The organism is Sulfitobacter geojensis (assembly GCF_000622325.1).
GTDB lineage: Bacteria > Pseudomonadota > Alphaproteobacteria > Rhodobacterales > Rhodobacteraceae > Sulfitobacter > Sulfitobacter geojensis.
The window spans coordinates 492,765-508,517 of record NZ_JASE01000005.1 but is presented as its reverse complement, the minus strand read 5'-3'; the positions used below and the strand labels follow the sequence as shown (position 1 = coordinate 508,517).

At 59.4% G+C, this 15,753-nt stretch carries 16 protein-coding genes; 6 read left to right on the top strand and 10 right to left on the bottom strand.

The window, feature by feature from the left end; all coding sequences use genetic code 11:
- Positions 1–73 precede the first annotated feature (73 nt).
- Positions 74–2,227: a response regulator gene (locus Z947_RS0104545; RefSeq protein ID WP_025043131.1), complete on the top strand. Its 2,154-nt coding sequence runs from the start codon at positions 74–76 to the stop codon at positions 2,225–2,227.
- Here the strand turns inward: Z947_RS0104545 and yaaA are convergent.
- The 3 genes from yaaA to Z947_RS0104530 all read right to left on the bottom strand — a co-directional run bounded on the left by yaaA (position 2,212) and on the right by Z947_RS0104530 (position 5,464).
- A complete protein-coding gene (gene yaaA, locus Z947_RS0104540; RefSeq protein WP_025043130.1) occupies positions 2,212–2,991 on the bottom strand; it encodes a peroxide stress protein YaaA in 780 nt (259 codons plus the stop codon). The two genes, Z947_RS0104545 and yaaA, sit on opposite strands and share 16 nt — an antisense overlap.
- A 62-nt stretch (positions 2,992–3,053) precedes the next feature.
- Entirely contained in the window at positions 3,054–5,099 is a 2,046-nt protein-coding gene (recQ, locus tag Z947_RS0104535) for a DNA helicase RecQ (protein ID WP_025043129.1), read from the bottom strand.
- 77 nt (positions 5,100–5,176) lie between these two features.
- Positions 5,177–5,464, bottom strand: coding sequence for a YggT family protein (locus Z947_RS0104530; RefSeq protein WP_025043128.1), 288 nt, complete (start codon positions 5,462–5,464; stop codon positions 5,177–5,179).
- Positions 5,465–5,641: 177 nt separating this feature from the next.
- On the opposite strand from Z947_RS0104530, the gene Z947_RS0104525 reads away from it, so the two are divergent.
- The 5 genes from Z947_RS0104525 to arfB all read left to right on the top strand — a co-directional run bounded on the left by Z947_RS0104525 (position 5,642) and on the right by arfB (position 10,301).
- Positions 5,642–7,015, top strand: coding sequence for an MFS transporter (locus tag Z947_RS0104525; RefSeq protein WP_025043127.1), 1,374 nt, complete (start codon positions 5,642–5,644; stop codon positions 7,013–7,015).
- Entirely contained in the window at positions 7,012–7,950 is a 939-nt protein-coding gene (mepA, locus tag Z947_RS0104520) for a penicillin-insensitive murein endopeptidase (protein ID WP_025043126.1), read from the top strand. The genes Z947_RS0104525 and mepA overlap by 4 nt, the downstream gene beginning before the upstream one ends.
- Positions 7,951–7,994: 44 nt before the next feature.
- Positions 7,995–8,822, top strand: coding sequence for an esterase-like activity of phytase family protein (locus Z947_RS0104515; protein ID WP_162171864.1), 828 nt, complete (start codon positions 7,995–7,997; stop codon positions 8,820–8,822).
- Positions 8,823–8,914: 92 nt separating this feature from the next.
- Entirely contained in the window at positions 8,915–9,535 is a 621-nt protein-coding gene (locus Z947_RS0104510) for a queuosine precursor transporter (RefSeq protein ID WP_025043124.1), read from the top strand.
- Between the two features lie 343 nt (positions 9,536–9,878).
- Positions 9,879–10,301, top strand: a complete 423-nt coding sequence (arfB, locus tag Z947_RS0104505) for an alternative ribosome rescue aminoacyl-tRNA hydrolase ArfB (protein WP_025043123.1) — start codon at positions 9,879–9,881, stop codon at positions 10,299–10,301.
- Positions 10,302–10,321: 20 nt separating this feature from the next.
- On the opposite strand, the gene cobF is transcribed toward arfB, so the two are convergent.
- From cobF to Z947_RS0104470, 7 genes are read right to left on the bottom strand one after another with little or no spacing between them, the layout of a single operon-like run.
- Positions 10,322–11,059: a precorrin-6A synthase (deacetylating) gene (cobF, locus tag Z947_RS0104500; protein ID WP_025043122.1), complete on the bottom strand. Its 738-nt coding sequence runs from the start codon at positions 11,057–11,059 to the stop codon at positions 10,322–10,324.
- A 4-nt stretch (positions 11,060–11,063) separates the two neighbouring features.
- Entirely contained in the window at positions 11,064–11,366 is a 303-nt protein-coding gene (locus Z947_RS0104495; RefSeq protein WP_025043121.1) for a DUF1636 domain-containing protein, read from the bottom strand.
- Positions 11,363–12,088, bottom strand: coding sequence for a uroporphyrinogen-III C-methyltransferase (gene cobA, locus Z947_RS0104490; RefSeq protein ID WP_025043120.1), 726 nt, complete (start codon positions 12,086–12,088; stop codon positions 11,363–11,365). Before cobA ends, Z947_RS0104495 begins: the two co-directional genes overlap by 4 nt.
- Positions 12,088–13,410 carry a cobyrinic acid a,c-diamide synthase CobB gene (locus Z947_RS0104485; RefSeq protein ID WP_025043119.1) on the bottom strand — a complete coding sequence of 441 codons (1,323 nt, stop codon included), beginning with the start codon at positions 13,408–13,410 and terminating at the stop codon, positions 12,088–12,090. Before Z947_RS0104485 ends, cobA begins: the two co-directional genes overlap by 1 nt.
- The gene (cobM, locus tag Z947_RS0104480; RefSeq protein ID WP_025043118.1) at positions 13,407–14,192 is read right to left on the bottom strand and encodes a precorrin-4 C(11)-methyltransferase; all 786 of its coding nucleotides are present in this window, start codon (positions 14,190–14,192) and stop codon (positions 13,407–13,409) included. The genes Z947_RS0104485 and cobM overlap by 4 nt, the downstream gene beginning before the upstream one ends.
- Positions 14,189–14,575: a cobalamin biosynthesis protein gene (locus tag Z947_RS0104475; protein WP_025043117.1), complete on the bottom strand. Its 387-nt coding sequence runs from the start codon at positions 14,573–14,575 to the stop codon at positions 14,189–14,191. The genes cobM and Z947_RS0104475 overlap by 4 nt, the downstream gene beginning before the upstream one ends.
- Positions 14,572–15,753 carry a bifunctional cobalt-precorrin-7 (C(5))-methyltransferase/cobalt-precorrin-6B (C(15))-methyltransferase gene (locus Z947_RS0104470; protein WP_025043116.1) on the bottom strand — a complete coding sequence of 394 codons (1,182 nt, stop codon included), beginning with the start codon at positions 15,751–15,753 and terminating at the stop codon, positions 14,572–14,574. The genes Z947_RS0104475 and Z947_RS0104470 overlap by 4 nt, the downstream gene beginning before the upstream one ends.

Genomic DNA, 15,753 nt, shown 5'->3' with positions numbered 1-15,753 from the left:
GGCGTGGGGTTTAAGGTATTGTTCACCGGTTTACGCCAATCTGCGCGAAACGAAGGGTCCGATCGGAGCACGGATGAGCCTTGCCAACAAATTAACCGAGGAACGGCGCAACCGGCTTGCCGCCGAGCGTATGCTCGAGCTGAAAAAGGCGGAACTCTTTGCTGCGAACCGGAAATTGGGGAAACACGCCCAGCAATTGAGCGAGGAAATCGTCGAAACACGTGCGCAGGTGGCCACGATCAGGGGCGAAAACCAGCGGGTTAAATCCGATCTGAACGTTGCCAACGAAAAGATCGCGATCGCCGAGCGGCGGCTGTGGCATTCCATCGAAACCATCAGCGACGGCTTTGCTTTCTTTAACGCCGACAATGAAATGATCATGGCCAACCGCGCCTATCTCGCGATTTTTGACGGGCTTGACGTCATTTGCCCCGGGGTGAACTATATCACCATCCTGCAAGTGCTGACGGATGAAGGGATCGTGAAAACCGGCGCACTCAGCAATGCCGGCTGGCGCGAGATGATGGCCGAACGCATCCAGCAGCGCGACCCCGAGCCGATTGTGATCCAGCTGTGGAACGGAAGCTATATCAAACTGGTCGATCAGCGCGGGCCCGAAGGGGATATGGTGTCGCTGGGCCTCGATATCACCGCAACCGTTGTCTATGAAGAACAGCTGAAGGAGGCACGGTCCGTGGCGGAAAGCGCCAACCGCGCCAAGTCTGCTTTCCTTGCCAACATGAGCCATGAAATCCGCACCCCGATGAACGGCGTTATCGGCATGGCAGAATTACTGGCCGAAAGTGATCTTGACGAAGAACAGCATCTGTTTGTCCAGACCATCAAAAACTCTGGCGAGGCGTTGCTGGTGATCATCAACGATGTGCTGGATTACTCGAAGATCGAGGCCCAAAAACTGGAGCTGCACCCGCAGCCATTCGATCTGGAAAGGGCGATTGTCGAAGTTCTGATGCTGTTGCAGACATCGGCACAGGCCAAAGGGCTGCCGTTGCTGTTGGATTATGACCTGTTTTTGCCGACCATGATGGTCGGTGATCCGGGGCGCGTGCGGCAGGTGATGACCAATCTGATCGGGAATGCGGTCAAATTTACCGCGCAAGGGCATGTGTTGATCCGTGTTACCGGCGTGCCTGATCCGGCGCTTGGCACCCTGTCCCTGCATGTGGTGGTTGAAGATACAGGCATCGGGATACCGGCGGATATGGTGGGCCATATCTTTGGCGAATTCAATCAGGTTGAAAACGAACGCAACCGGCAATTTGACGGCACCGGCCTTGGCTTGGCCATTTCGCAGCGGCTGGTCGTCATGATGGGCGGCGAAATTTGGGTGACATCGGAGGATGGCGTAGGATCCTGTTTCGGGTTTCGTGTGGAAATGGGTCTGACCGGGGACAGTGCAATTCCGCAATGGCAGCCACCACAGGGGCTGCGTCACGCATTGATTGTCGACGATGTCGACATCAATCGCAGTATCCTGCAACGTCAATTTACCCAGCTAGGGGTAAAGGTAACCGCTTGCAGTTCCATCGCGCAGGCAGAGGCGGCGATCGGCGATGACATCGACCTGTTGCTTGCGGATCAGGAATACGCACCCCCGCTGCTGGACCACCTGAAATCCCTTGGCCGCAGCGTGCGTTTCGTTGTGCTCAGCCCCCACCCCAGCAAGGCGATCAAGGCATTTGATACCCGTGTCGACGATATTCTGCTGCACCCGCCGTCGCGCCAGAACCTGTTTGATGTATTGGATGCAATATCATTCGGTCCGTCCGGCCCCACTGCGGAGCAGCCGCCGATGTCACAGCGCCGCATGCGGATCCTCGCCGCAGAGGACAACAAGACCAACCAGTTGGTGTTTCGCAAGATGGTCAAGGGTTTGAACATTGATCTGACTTTTGCCAGCAATGGCGAAGAGGCCCTGCGCCTGTTTCAGGAAGTAGCGCCCGATCTGGTCTTTATGGATATCTCAATGCCCAAGATGGACGGCAAAGAGGCGACCAACGCTATCCGTGCGATCGAAAGGGGTTCCCGCACGCCGATCCTTGCGCTGACCGCCCATGCAATGGACGGGGATGATACCGGAATTCTTGCTGCCGGTTTGGACAAATACCTGACAAAACCGCTACGCAAACCCTTGATCCTGCACGAAATAGAAGTGGCGCATGGCGGCAGGTTTGCGTCCCTCCGACCGGATCAGGACGAGGGGTAATCGCGCAGGAATACAGGTTTTTGCGGCGTTGAGAGTTCCGGCTGATAGGCATAACCGCCGGTCTCAAAATCCTTGATCGCCTCTGCATCTGTCAACCGGTTCTGAATGATGAACCGCGCCATCGCGCCGCGTGCTTTTTTGGCGAAAAAGCTGACAATTTTGGGGCCTTTTCCGTCCCCTTTGTCTTCCATGAATTGTGGTGTGATGATGTCCAGCTTCAGGGCTTTGGGGGCCACCGCGCCGAAATATTCCTGACTGGCGCAGTTGATCAATACATCGCTGCCAACCGCCGCACCCTGCGCATTCAGTGCCTTTGACAAGTCATCGCGCCAATACTCGTAAAGGTTCGCACCGCGCCGCGTCTTTAGCTTACTGCCCATTTCAAGCCGATAGGGCTGGATCGCGTCCAATGGGCGCAACACCCCGTAAAGGCCTGACAAAATCCGCAGGTGATCCTGCGCCCACGCCAGTTCATCCGCGTCCAGACTATCCGCTTCCAACCCCTGATAGGTGTCACCGGCAAAGGCCAATGCGGCAGGCCGTGTGATGTCTGCTGCCGGCTCCGCCTCAAAGGCCTGAAACCGGTCGCGGTTGAGCCGCGCCAGATCATCACTCAGATGCATCAGGTCTTTCAACTTGCCCAAGCTCAGATTGCGGGCCGTCGTTGCCAGTCGCACCGCGTCTTCCTGAAAATCGGGCTGCGTAACTTCCACGTCCCGCACGTCCCAGTCCAGCCTTTTGGCAGGCGAAATCACAACCAGCATCTTGGTCCCCTATTTTGACTTGATCCAGAGATAGCGCCGTGGCCCGTGACCACAAGGGGGGATCAACCCGCCTCGCGCAGGACGTCCAGAAACGCAGGGCCGAACCGCGTCGCGCGGCGTTCGCCGAGCAGCCGCTCAATGGCAGTCTCATCCGCATTGCGCAGTTGCGCGACCTTGGCCAGAAGCGATGCAGAACAACTCAGCGGTTTGTCACCGCCCCCCTCGCCACGGGTCAGATCGGCCTGCACCTGCAACAATTGGTCATAGACATTGCCGGCCTCGCGGCCCGCTAGCTTGCGCCGTGTCGGATGCATGCCCGCAGCTTCGCCGTTGATCACCTCAAGAAATGCCAATCCGTAGGTGTCCAGTTTTTTAGCCCCGATCCCACTGATCCCTGCCATCCCGTCCAGATCACGCGGGCGCTTTTCCGCCATCTCGATCAGAGTGCGGTCAGTGAAAATAATATAGGCGGGCACGCGTGCGGCTTCTGCCAGACCGCGCCGTTTGGCTTTCAGGGCAGACAACAGTGGCGCGTCTTCTTCGCTGACCATCTGCTTCACCGCAGGGCGACGGCTGGCCCCTGCGGTTTTGATGGAATCGCGGCGCAGGCTGATCTTGGCTTCGTCGCGCAAAATCGGCAGGGCGGCATCGGTCATGCGCAAGGCACCGTGGCGTTCGGGGTCGGGGCGGATCAGGTCATGGCCCATCATCTGGCGAAACACCGCCTGCCACTGGCGGCGGTCATATTCGCCGCCCACACCAAACGTCGGCAGGCTGGCATGGCCCCGCGCCTTGACCTTATCTGTCTCCACACCCAGCAGGATATCAATCAGATGCCCCGCGCCGAACCATTCTTCGGTGCGCAAAATGGCCGACAGCGCCTTTCGCACCGCCGTTGTCCCGTCAAACACATCCGCAGGCGTGTCGCATAGATCGCAACGCCCGCAGGTTACTTCGGTCTCTTCAAAATACCCCAACAGGGTTTTGCGGCGACATTCCAACGCCTCTGCCAGACCCAGCAGCGCGTTCAACCGCCCGTGATCTGCGGCCCGACGTTCAGGTGGGGCCAGTCCTTCGTCGATCTGGGTGCGGCGCAGGCGGATGTCGTCAGGGCCATACAGCGTTAGTGTTTCGGCGGGTGCTCCATCCCGACCGGCGCGGCCAATCTCTTGATAATAGGCCTCGATACTCTTGGGCAGGTCCGCGTGGGCAACCCAGCGGATATCGGGTTTGTCCACACCCATCCCGAATGCGACCGTGGCGCAAACGATCAACCCGTCTTCCTGCTGGAACTGGCGTTCGGCGATGCGGCGGTCTTCGGCTTCCATTCCGCCATGATAATGGATCGCCTTTTGCCCCGCCTCACGCAGGGCACGCGCAATCCCTTCGGTTTTGGCGCGCGTACCGCAATAAACAATGCCGGATTGCCCTTTGCGGGCAGCTGCAAAATTCAGGATCTGGTCACGCGGTTTGTTTTTTGCCAGAAACGATAAGTGGATATTGGGCCGGTCAAAGCCGCCCAGAAAGGCCGTCGGATCCGTTCCGTCGAACAGTTTTTGCACGATCTCGGCGCGGGTTTCGGCATCAGCCGTCGCGGTAAACGCGGCCAGCGGCACGTTCAGATGTCGGCGCAGTTCGCCGATCCGCAGGTAGTCAGGGCGAAAATCATGGCCCCACTGGCTGACGCAATGCGCCTCGTCCACCGCGATCATGTTAACGCCGACACGTTTGAGCATGCCAGTTACAGATCCGGCGGCAAGTCGTTCGGGGGCCATATACAGCAGTTTAAGCGTGCCATCCTCAAGACCCTGCCAAACGGCATCGGTCTCTTCCTCGGTATTGCCGGAGGTCAATGCACCGGCCCCCACACCGGCCTCTTGCAAGGAACGCACTTGGTCACGCATCAGGGCAATGAGGGGGGAAATCACCACCGTCACCCCGTCACGCATCAGGGCAGGCAGTTGGAAACACAGGGATTTACCGCCACCAGTGGGCATGATGGCCAGCACGTTTTCACCGGCTGTCACCGCCTCTACAATCTCTTGCTGGCCGGGGCGAAACCCGTCGAAACCAAAGACATCACGTAATAGCGTGGCAGCGCCAGTCATGCGGGAACCCTGTATCGTTTTCTGCTCTTTTTATGCAGAATCCCACACTAACAATCTGTGAACAAGCCCAAAGGGCCTTAATAAAACGCCGCTGCGTTATTGACCAAGATGATCCGCGCCACGGCCACACCGATCAGCAGCACCAAGGGTGCTAAATCCAGCCCCCCCAGTTGCGGCAGGATAGACCGCAGACGGCTGTAAATCGGTTCAAGCAGGCGGTTCAACCCGTCCCAGATTTGAGCGACCAAAGGCTGGCGCAAGTTTAGCACCTGAAAATTGATCAGCCAGGACATGATGACATGCGCAATCACGATGAAATAGACGATGTTGAGCAACAGCATCAGTATTTGAAAAATCGAAGCCATGTCGCGCCCTTCTTGCAAACCACTGTGTTGCAGTTAAGCCTGCGGCCAGAAATCCGCAAGAGCGCGGCACGGATCAAGGTGAATGTGCGCGCCACTGGCCCCTAAACCGCACAGTCTCCCTTGCGTGAAACCCAATCGCCTGCTCTACCTGATTGCGGGTTCATCGGGGGCAGGACAATGGCAACAATCACGGCGCGCAAACGCATCTGGGGCTGGTATTTTTTCGACTGGGCCAGCCAGCCATATAACACATTGATGCTGACATTTATCTTTGGGCCCTATTTTGCGCAGACGGCCACCAACGCGCTGATTGAGGGCGGCATGGCCGTCGATGCAGCCAAAGCGCAGGCCCAGGCCTATTGGGGGTACGGATTAACCGTGGCGGGGATCGCAATCGCACTATTAGCACCGGTTCTGGGGGCGATCGCCGACAGCACCGGCAAACGGATGCCCTGGATCTGGCTGTTTTCGGCGCTCTATGTCATCGGCTCTGCCGCGCTTTGGTGGACTGCGCCACAGGGTTTTTCCGTCCTCTGGGCCTTGTTCTTTTTCGGCATTGGCCTGATCGGGATGGAGTTTGCGACGATCTTTACCAATTCCTACCTTCCCGAACTGGACCCCGATCCGGCCGAACGCGGGCGTATTTCCGGTTCGGGCTGGGCCTTCGGTTATCTGGGCGGGCTGGTCGCGCTCATTGCCATGCTGTTGCTGTTTCAGGCGGGGGAGAACGGAAAAACGATGGCGGGCCTTTCCCCATTGCTGGGACTTGATCCGGAAACCAAGGCGGATACCCGCATTGTTGGCCCGCTTTCAGCGGTTTGGTTTGCGCTCTTTATGATCCCGTTTTTCCGGTACACCCGCGATGATCCTGGCGCGCCAAACACCGGATTGAAACTCGGGCAGGCGCTTGCGGATCTAAAGCAAACGCTGCGCAATCTGCCGCGCCACCCCTCGTTGATGGCCTATCTCGGATCGTCGATGTTTTATCGCGATGCGCTGAACGGCATGTACACGTTTGGCGGCATTTACGCGCTGGGTGTTTTGAACTGGTCCATCATCGACATTGGTATTTTCGGCATCCTTGCCGTTCTGTCCGGCGCGGTATTTTGCTGGGTCGGCGGACGTGTAGACCGGCGTATCGGGCCAATGCCCGTGATTGTGTTTTGCTGCATCACCCTGATTTTGACGGCGATCCTGATCATCTCGCTGACCCCGACATCAGTGATGTGGGTGCCGGTACCGGATGGTTCTGCCGCACCTGATATCGCCTTTTTCATTGCCGGTGCGTTGATTGGCGCAGCAGGTGGTGCGTTGCAGGCATCATCGCGCAATATGCTGACCTATCAGGGCAACCCCGAGCGGATGACAGAGGCCTTTGGCCTTTATGCGCTTTCGGGCAAAGCGACATCATTTCTTGCCCCAGCGTTGATTGCCATCACCAGCGATCTGACCGGCAGCCAAAGATTGGGCATTACCCCCGTCGTAGGTCTGTTCATCATCGGGTTGATCCTGTTAGCATGGGTGAAACGAAACGGAGATTTTGCCAAATGACCCTTTCCCGCGTTGTGATCTGTGCCGCACTGGCGGTTGTCCTTGCCTCCTGTGGTGGGGGTGGCCGTGACATCAGCGGCGCGAAACAAGTGTTGCCGACGATTGGGTCGTCCGGTGGTGCGCTTAGCAATGTGCAGGCGAAAAAGTTGTTTGGCGCGAAATCCTTTGCCTCGGCACAAAGTTCAGCACCCTATGGCAGCTACGCTAAGGGGTGTCTGGCTGGCGGTGTGCAACTGCCGGAAACCGGCCCGACATGGCAGGCCATGCGATTATCACGCAACCGCAATTGGGCGCATCCCGAAACGGTTGATATGGTCAAAAAACTGTCGGCCTTCGCCGCGAGGCAACCCGGTTGGGAAGGTCTGTATGTGGGCGATATGAGCCAGCCACGAGGCGGGCCGATGTTGACCGGTCACCGCAGCCACCAGATCGGATTGGATGCCGATATCTGGATGTTGCCGCCTAAATCGCTTGGGCTGAGCCGCAAACAGCGCGAGAACATTTCCTCGATCTCCATGCGCCGCTCAAAAGGGGCCTATGTGAACAGCTCCTGGACCAAAGCGCATCACAATATCCTAAAGGCCGCTGCCAAAGACCCGCGTACCGCGCGTATCTTTGTTTTTCCCGGCGCCAAGGTGCAGATGTGCAACGATGAAAAGGGCGACCGCAGCTATCTGCGCAAAATCCGTCCCTGGTATGGGCATCATTATCATTTCCATGTCCGGCTAAACTGTCCCAAAGGTCTGCGCGGATGTGTAAACCAGTCACCGCCACCTGCAGGGGACGGCTGTGCGGACGCGCGCCAATGGCAGGCAAATATCCTGAACCCGCCAAAGCCGAAACCCAAAGACCCGAACGCCAAGCCCAAGCCGCCGCGTCGCGAGTTGGTGCTGGCGGATTTGCCGGCGCAATGTAAGGCGGTACTGAACAACTGAGACACCTTGTTTGCGTTTTGACGGTGGTGCTTTGGGGTGCCGCCTTGCCCGCCCGCGCGGAGCCTTCCCTGCGTCTGGTGTCCACAGTCACATGGGAATGGGACGCCGCGTGGTTTGGCGGGTTCTCCGGGCTGGAGTTGTCGCAAGATGGCCGCTTGATGACCGTGCTGTCTGACCGCGGGACGTTGGTGCAGGTCAATCTGATCCGCGACAACGGCATCATTCAGGCGCTCGATCCGCAACGCTACAATTCCTTTTTCGATCAGGACGGCAGCGCCCTTGGCTCCGATTTTCGCGATGTCGAAGGGCTCGCCGTGTCACAGGACGGGATGGCCTATGTGTCTTTCGAACATGCACATCGTATCGCAAAGTTGAATATACAGAGCGGCAGAACACAGGACCTTCCGGGCCACCCCGACTTTGCCAAACTGTCCGAGAACACGGGGTTGGAGGCGCTGGCGATTCATCGGGACGGCCGGCTTTTTACCCTGTCCGAAGCAGCGGCTGACGAAAGCGGTACAACGCCGCTTTATACATATGAAAAAGGGCGCTGGCAGATCAGCCACCGCGTGCCTTTGCCCGGCCCGTTCCGGCCGGTGGGTGCGGATTTCGATGATCGCGGACGGCTGTATCTGTTGGAACGCGCCGTGACGCCGTTGGGGTTTCGCAGCCGGATCAGGCGACTGGATTTGAACGCGTCACCCGTCAAGACCGAAACGTTGTTGACCAGTTTTCCCGCCGCTTTTGACAACCTTGAGGGAATAAGCGTCTGGCAGGATCAGACCGGCGCGACGCGCCTGACCCTGATCTCGGACGACAATTTCTTTTCGCTGCAAACCACCCAGATCGTCGAATTCGCCCTGACGGAATGACTTGCACTGCCTGTCGCAAAGGCATAAAGCGCCCCAGTCTGCGATACCCGCAGGCCAAGTCGCCGCACCCTTGCAAAAAACGGTTTTATATTATGACACGCAATACACTCCCCGGCATCATTGCCATGGCCGCCATCGTTGTGGCCTCCAATGTCCTTGTTCAATTTCTCTATGGTCAATGGCTGACCTACGGGGCCTTCACCTATCCACTGGCGTTTCTGGTCACCGATGTGATGAACCGCGTTTATGGCACCGCTGCGGCGCGCCGCGTGGTACTTGTCGGCTTTGGTGTCGGGCTTGTTTGTTCGCTTATCGGGACGCAGATCATGGGCGAATTCGGCCCGCTGGTCACCGTCCGCATCGCCATCGGTTCTGGTCTTGCCTTCCTTGTCGCGCAATTGCTTGATGTATCGATCTTTGCCGCGCTGCGCGGCGGGACATGGTGGCGCGCGCCACTGGTCAGCACGCTGATCGGCGGCACGCTGGATACCGCGCTGTTCTTCTCTGTCGCCTTTTCCGGCGCATTCAGCTTTATCCATCCGGCGACCGATGTCAGCTGGGCGTCCGAAATGCTCCCCCTGTTGGGTTCCGGTCCGGTTGCACCGCTTTGGGTGTCGTTGGCTGTGGCGGACTGGAGCGTGAAAATCGCCATCGCGTTGCTGGCGCTGATCCCTTTCCGCGTGTTGACCGCACGGATGCTACGCGCAAGCTGATCCATCGCAATAGCGACAATTAGTTCAAAAAAGTTCTTTGCGTTTTGAGAAACCTGTGCAACGATTCAGGTGAGTTCAACAAATGTAAAGGAGGTGATCTAGTGTCTAGAAAGGTACTGGAGCGAGGTGTCGGAACAGCTTGGGAGGTATCCCGTTAGGGCAGCCCCTGACGGTTGATCAGCCCGAGTGGATTCAGGTCTAACCGATCCCCTCCTTAAGCCATTCATTTGGGCCGCTCCGGTATTCGGGGCGGCCCATTTCCTTTCCCCCGTTATTTTGCCCACATCCGTATCGGCACCGATGCCGTTTTGACCTTCGTCGCACAGAATGCAACAAAGGCCCCATGTTACGCATCAACGACACCATCAGCATACAGGACTGGGAGCTTTCCGAGCAGTTCATGCGCGCCTCCGGCCCCGGCGGGCAGAATGTAAACAAAGTATCCTCGGCAGTGGAGCTGCGGTTTGAGGCGGCGACCTCGCCCTCCCTACCCGCACCCGTGAAAACGCGGTTGCGTCGCTTGGCCGGACGGCGCTGGACCAACGAGGGTGCCTTGGTCATTCAATGTGATGAAACCCGCAGTCAGGCCCGCAATCGCGACATAGCACGGGACCGGCTGGTTGCCTTGATCACACAGGCGCTGACCCCGCCGAAACGGCGCATTGCCACGCGCCCGACGTTGGGATCAAAGAAGCGCCGGCTAAAGGCCAAGAAGGTGCGCGGTGACGTCAAGGCGATGCGCGGCAAGGTCGATCCCGACAGTTAAGGCCGTGCGGTCCGCCGGCCTTACATTTTGCGCAGAATGTAGATGTCCATGATCCAGCCGTGGCTTTCCCGCGCCTCTGCCCGCATTTGAATGATCCGCGCGCTGACCTCGGCCAAGGGTCCTTCGCAGGTGATCTGCTCTTTCATACCGACATAACCGCCCCACCAGATATGCACACCCTCCGGCGGCAGGGTCTGAAACGCGCAAGCACCGTCCAGCATAATCGCCAGCGTATCCACGCCAGCCGGCCACCCCCCGTCACGCAGCCGCCGCCCTGTGGTCACGACAAAGGGTGCGCCGATGTCGTTGATCGGGATCGCATGGGCCGCGGTCAACGCCTGCAAGGATGTGATGCCGGGGATCACTTCGATCTGCGGTGCGGGATTGAGGCGCGCGGCAATCCGTAAGGTGCTGTCATAAAGTGACGGATCCCCCCAGACCAACAGCGCCACCTTGCCAACAGATGTGCCACCCATCGCATTTACCCAAGCCAGTGCAATCGCGTCATGCCAGTCATCCACCCGCTGGCGGTAATCCGGCGTTGCCTCATCCCGCACAGGAAGATCGAATTCGACAATGCGGGTGGTGGGGTTTGTCAGAACCTCGTCGCAAATGGCACGGCGCAGCTCAGCCAAGTCGGCTTTGCCCGCACCCTTGCGCGGGATCAGGATCATGTCTTGGGCATTGATCGCACGGATCGCCTGAAGCGTCAGATGTTCGGGATTGCCGGTGCCGATTCCAATCAGGGTCAACTGCATCGCTTTACCCCGGGATCCGCGCAATGGCTTTGGTACGCAAGCTGCCCAATACGCGGGCGTCGGCAAAGGTGCCATCCTGCGAAAGCGCATATAGACGCGCAAAGTTTTGCAATTCTGCAAGGTCGTCGCGCGTTAAATCACCGAACAAATACGCCACCTTGCCGCTGGCGCGAAAGGCAACAGTCTGTGCACGGGTGCAGCCGGACATACACTCAACGCTTTCCACCTCGATCCCCTGCAATCCTTTGCGCAGAAAATCGACAAACTGCGCTTGCGGCGCGCAGGATCGACATACGGATACTTTCATTCTTCCAGCTCCGCGAGGGGACCGTAAAAGATCAACGCAGGCGTTGTGCTGCTCGTGGCTTCCAGATGTTTCGCAAGACTTGCGATCGTATAGCGCGTCAGCTTTTCAGCAGGGGTCGATACCGCTTCGGCCAGCATGGCCGGTGTATCGCCCGGCAGCCCATGTTCGATCAACCGTGCGGCCAATCCGGTAAAGGTGCGTTTGCCCATGTAGACCACCGTGGTCGCCGCCGGATCAGCAAGCGCCGCCATGTTCACATCTGCCGGCAAATTGCCCGTCACATCAGCACCGGTGATAAACTGTACACGTCGCGCGGTAAGGCGACGCGTCAAAGGCATGCCCGCCGCCGCAGCAGCAGCCGAAGCGGACGTAACACCGGGGATAATTTCAAACGCGATACCTGCGGCTTTCAGCGCGGTGATCTCTTCCTCAAGCCGGCCGAACATCCCGCTGTCACCGGATTTCAGGCGCACCACCCGCAGCCCCGCCTTGGCGTGATCGACCAGAACCTGCGAGACATGGTGCTGCTTGGGCGACGCCCGCCCCGCACGTTTACCGACGCCAATCAAATCCGCATCCGGTCCGGCATGTTCAAGGATCGGTCCCGCGCTCAAATCGTCGAACAGGACCGCTTCGGCCTTTTGCAACCGGTCAACCGCTTTGACCGTCAACAGATCAGGATCGCCGGGGCCGGAGGATACAAAGGAAACAAAACCGCTCATCACTCTTCGCCAATCATGTGGAAAAAGGTGCCTGTTGCGCGGCCTCCGCCCTCGAAATGTCGAACGGAACCGGTTTCAGCGACCTCCAAATCATTGCTGTCGCAGATTTTTGCCAGCGGCGCGTCGGGTTCATCCAATATGGTCGCATAGTGGAATTCATGCCCGCGCAACCGCGCCAAAGCGTCAAAGCCGGGGACCGGCGCGTTCAGGGTGGCCTTGCGATAGCCGAGGTGAAATTTGCGTTTCTCGAATGACGTCTCAAGCCCCAAAAGGCCGGTCATTTCGTGACGCGCGCCCTCTTTGTCGACCAAACCGGCCCCCATCGCCATATAGCCACCGCATTCGCCATGCACCGGCTTGTCGCGCGCAAATTCTTGAAGACCCTTACGGAAATTGATCGCGGCTGCCAATTGTCCTGCGTGCAGTTCGGGATAGCCGCCGGGCAGCCAGCAGACATCGGCAGACGGGTCTGGTGCCTCATCCGCCAACGGCGAAAACGGCAGTACCTCGGCTCCGGCGACCCGCCAGCCGGCCAGCAAATGCGGATAGACAAAGGCAAAAGCCGAATCCTGCGCCAAGGCGATACGTTGGCCCGGTGGGATGACCGTTGCCGGTGCTGGCGCATCTTGCAAGGTGCCCGCAGCCGCTGCACGCAGGGCGGCAAGGTCAACGTGTTCGCTGACGAAAGCAGCGGCCCCTTCCAGTATTTGCGGCAGGTTTTCCTGTTCGCCCGCTTGGACCAGCCCAAGATGCCGTTCCGGCAGCTCTATCTCTTTGCGGCGCGGCAAAACGCCCAAGACGCGCACGCCTGCCGCTTCCATCCCGACCCGCACCAATGCTTCATGACGGGGCGACGCGACGCGGTTCAACACCACCCCCGCCAGCGTCACATCAGGGCGCATCATCTTGAAGCCCAAGGCGGTCGCGGCCACCGATTGCGCCGCCCCCGACACATCCAGCACCAGCACCACGGGCCATCCCATCAGCGCCGCAATATCCGCGCTTGCGCCGTTTCCGCAGGCCCCCGGAATTGCCACACCGTCGAACAATCCCATCGACCCTTCCGCAAGGATCAGATCCGCACCGGCGGCATTGCCAACCAACCCGTCAATCGTAGGCCGCGCCATGGACCAACTATCAAGGTTGAAAGACGCGCGACCAGAGGCTGCCGTGTGAAACGCCGGATCAATATAGTCGGGGCCGCTTTTGAACGGCTGGACCTCGATGCCCTGTGCGCGAAACGCAGCCAAAAGGCCCAGCATCAGTGTCGTTTTACCGGTGCCCGAGGCAGGCGCGGAAATCATCAGGCCGGGGGGGATCATTCCGCGCTCTCCGGGAAACGGGGTGCGGTGCCGACGGGGCGGAACCTGCGGTCGTAATCCCCTGCATAGAGCCTGCTTTCGCCGAAATCCTCTGCGCCGATGGCATGGCCGACAAGGATCAGCGCGGTGCGCTCCATCTCTGCACCAATGGCGGTTTGCAGGGTCTCAAGCGTCGCTTTGACCACCCGTTGATCAGGCCAGCTGGCCCGCCAGACCACAGCAACCGGACAATCCGCCCCGTAATGTGGTGTCAGGTCGGCGACCACTTTTTCCAGCACATGCACCGACAGATGGATCGCAAGGGTCGCGCCGGTCTTGGCAAAGTTTTCCAATGCCTCGCCTTCAGGCATCGCCGTGGCGCGGCCGGAGGTTCGGGTCAGGACAACCGATTGCACCACACCGGGCAAGGTCAATTCCGCGTTCAACGCAGCGGCAGCAGCGGCGAACGATGGCACACCGGGCGTCACGTCATAAGGAATATCAAGGGCGCGCAAACGGCGCAGTTGTTCGCCCATGGCGGACCAAACGGACAAGTCACCCGAGTGCAGTCGCGCAATGTCGTGGCCCGCAGCGTGGGCTGCGCTGATTTCATCCATGATTTCATCCAGCGACATCCGCGCCGTGTTGATGATTTTCGCGCCATCAGGACAATGCGCAAGCAACGCCTCGGGCACCAGTGAACCGGCGTAAAGGCACACAGGGCAGGCCGCAATCAGGTCGCGACCGCGCAGGGTGATGAGGTCGGGCGCACCAGGGCCAGCGCCAATGAAATGGACGGTCATGTTTGGGTTTCCTCGAAATTTTGCGCGATGGCGGCAGTGGCTTTACCATCGCCCGAGACGACGCGCGGTGCAACCAGCCGCGCATGTGGGCCGGCGGCGACAAGGGCCGCAGCCTCGGCCAGTGATCCGGTCCCGAACCTGTCCTGGATGCGTTGCGATTGGGTGGGGGTGATCATCTTTTGCAGATCCTCTTGGGTGACACCAAGACCGGGAACACCCATCAGGCCCGCCAGTTCCTGAAACACCTTTTCGCGTGATTTCGCCGCTTCGGTGACCAGCGCGTCGATTGCGCCCCCGTTTACCCCCTCTAGCGCCAGACGCAAAGCATCTTGCAAGCTGGCGAGGTCAGCGGCCGCACGAAATCCAAGGCCTGCAACCCTCATAGTGTCACGCTCCATTGCACGACAGGTCGGGCGGGTTGCCAGCCGCGCATGCTGCCCAAGGGTTGTGCCTGTGCCAATTCGATCCGCAGCAGGCTTCCGCCTTTTGCGGCATGAAGCGTGGCAAGCAGCGTTTCGGTTTCAAGCGTCACGCCATTTGCGACAAGACGCGTGCCCACAGGCAGGATCGCAAAGAGTTTTTCAAACAGCGCCGCCGTCCCGCCGCCACCGACGAACACCGCATCGGGGGGCGTCTGGTTTTCGATTGTCTGGATTGACGCCCCTTCAACCACGCTCATGCGATGCCCAAGCCCGAAATCATGGATGTTTTGCGTGATGTTTTTGGCACGCTCGGATTTTAGCTCAAAGGCCGTGGCGCGCCCGCCTGCAAGACACCATTCCACTGAAATAGAGCCTGATCCCGCCCCGATGTCCCAGAGGGTTTCACCGATGCGCGGTGCCAGCGCAGAGAGGGTAAGGGCACGCACGGGGCGTTTGGTGATCTGGCCATCATTGGTAAAGCTATCGTCCGGCAGACCAGAGGCACGCGGAAGGCCGACACCCGCAGGCAACTCAACTGCGACAGCTACTGGCGCAGCCACAGCATCGAGGTCAAAACCGGCAGCCGTGGTTTCGCGGGTGCGTTGGTTTGTCCCGCCCATCCGTTCACAGACATGCATGGTGGCACCACCCGCACCTTGTCCGGTCAACCATTTGGCCAGTGCCGCAGGGGCGTCGCCATCCCGCAGGAGGCAAATCAAACGGCCATGGGGCGACAGCACCCCGCGCAGCTGTTCAAACGGGGCGGCGTGTAACCCGTGGCACGTCAGCCCCTCTATCCGCCAGCCTAGGTGGCCCGCAACCAGTTGGAATGTCGACGGCGCTGGCAATACTGTCCACTCGTCACGCGACAGGTGGGTCGACAGGCTTGCGCCCGCGCCGAACCAGAACGGATCGCCGGAGGCAAGAACCACGCAGGCTTTGCCTTTGGCCGCCAGTACCGGTTCGACGCTGAACGGAACCGGCCACGGCTGGCCTTTGGCCGCCGCATCGACCAGCTCCAAATGACGCGGGCCGCCAAAAACCACCTCGGCGCGCGCAATCGCCTCACGGCTTGCGGGGGGCAAGGTGCCTGCGCTATCGTCCGGCATTCCGATGATCGTCAGCCAAGGGTTATCCAA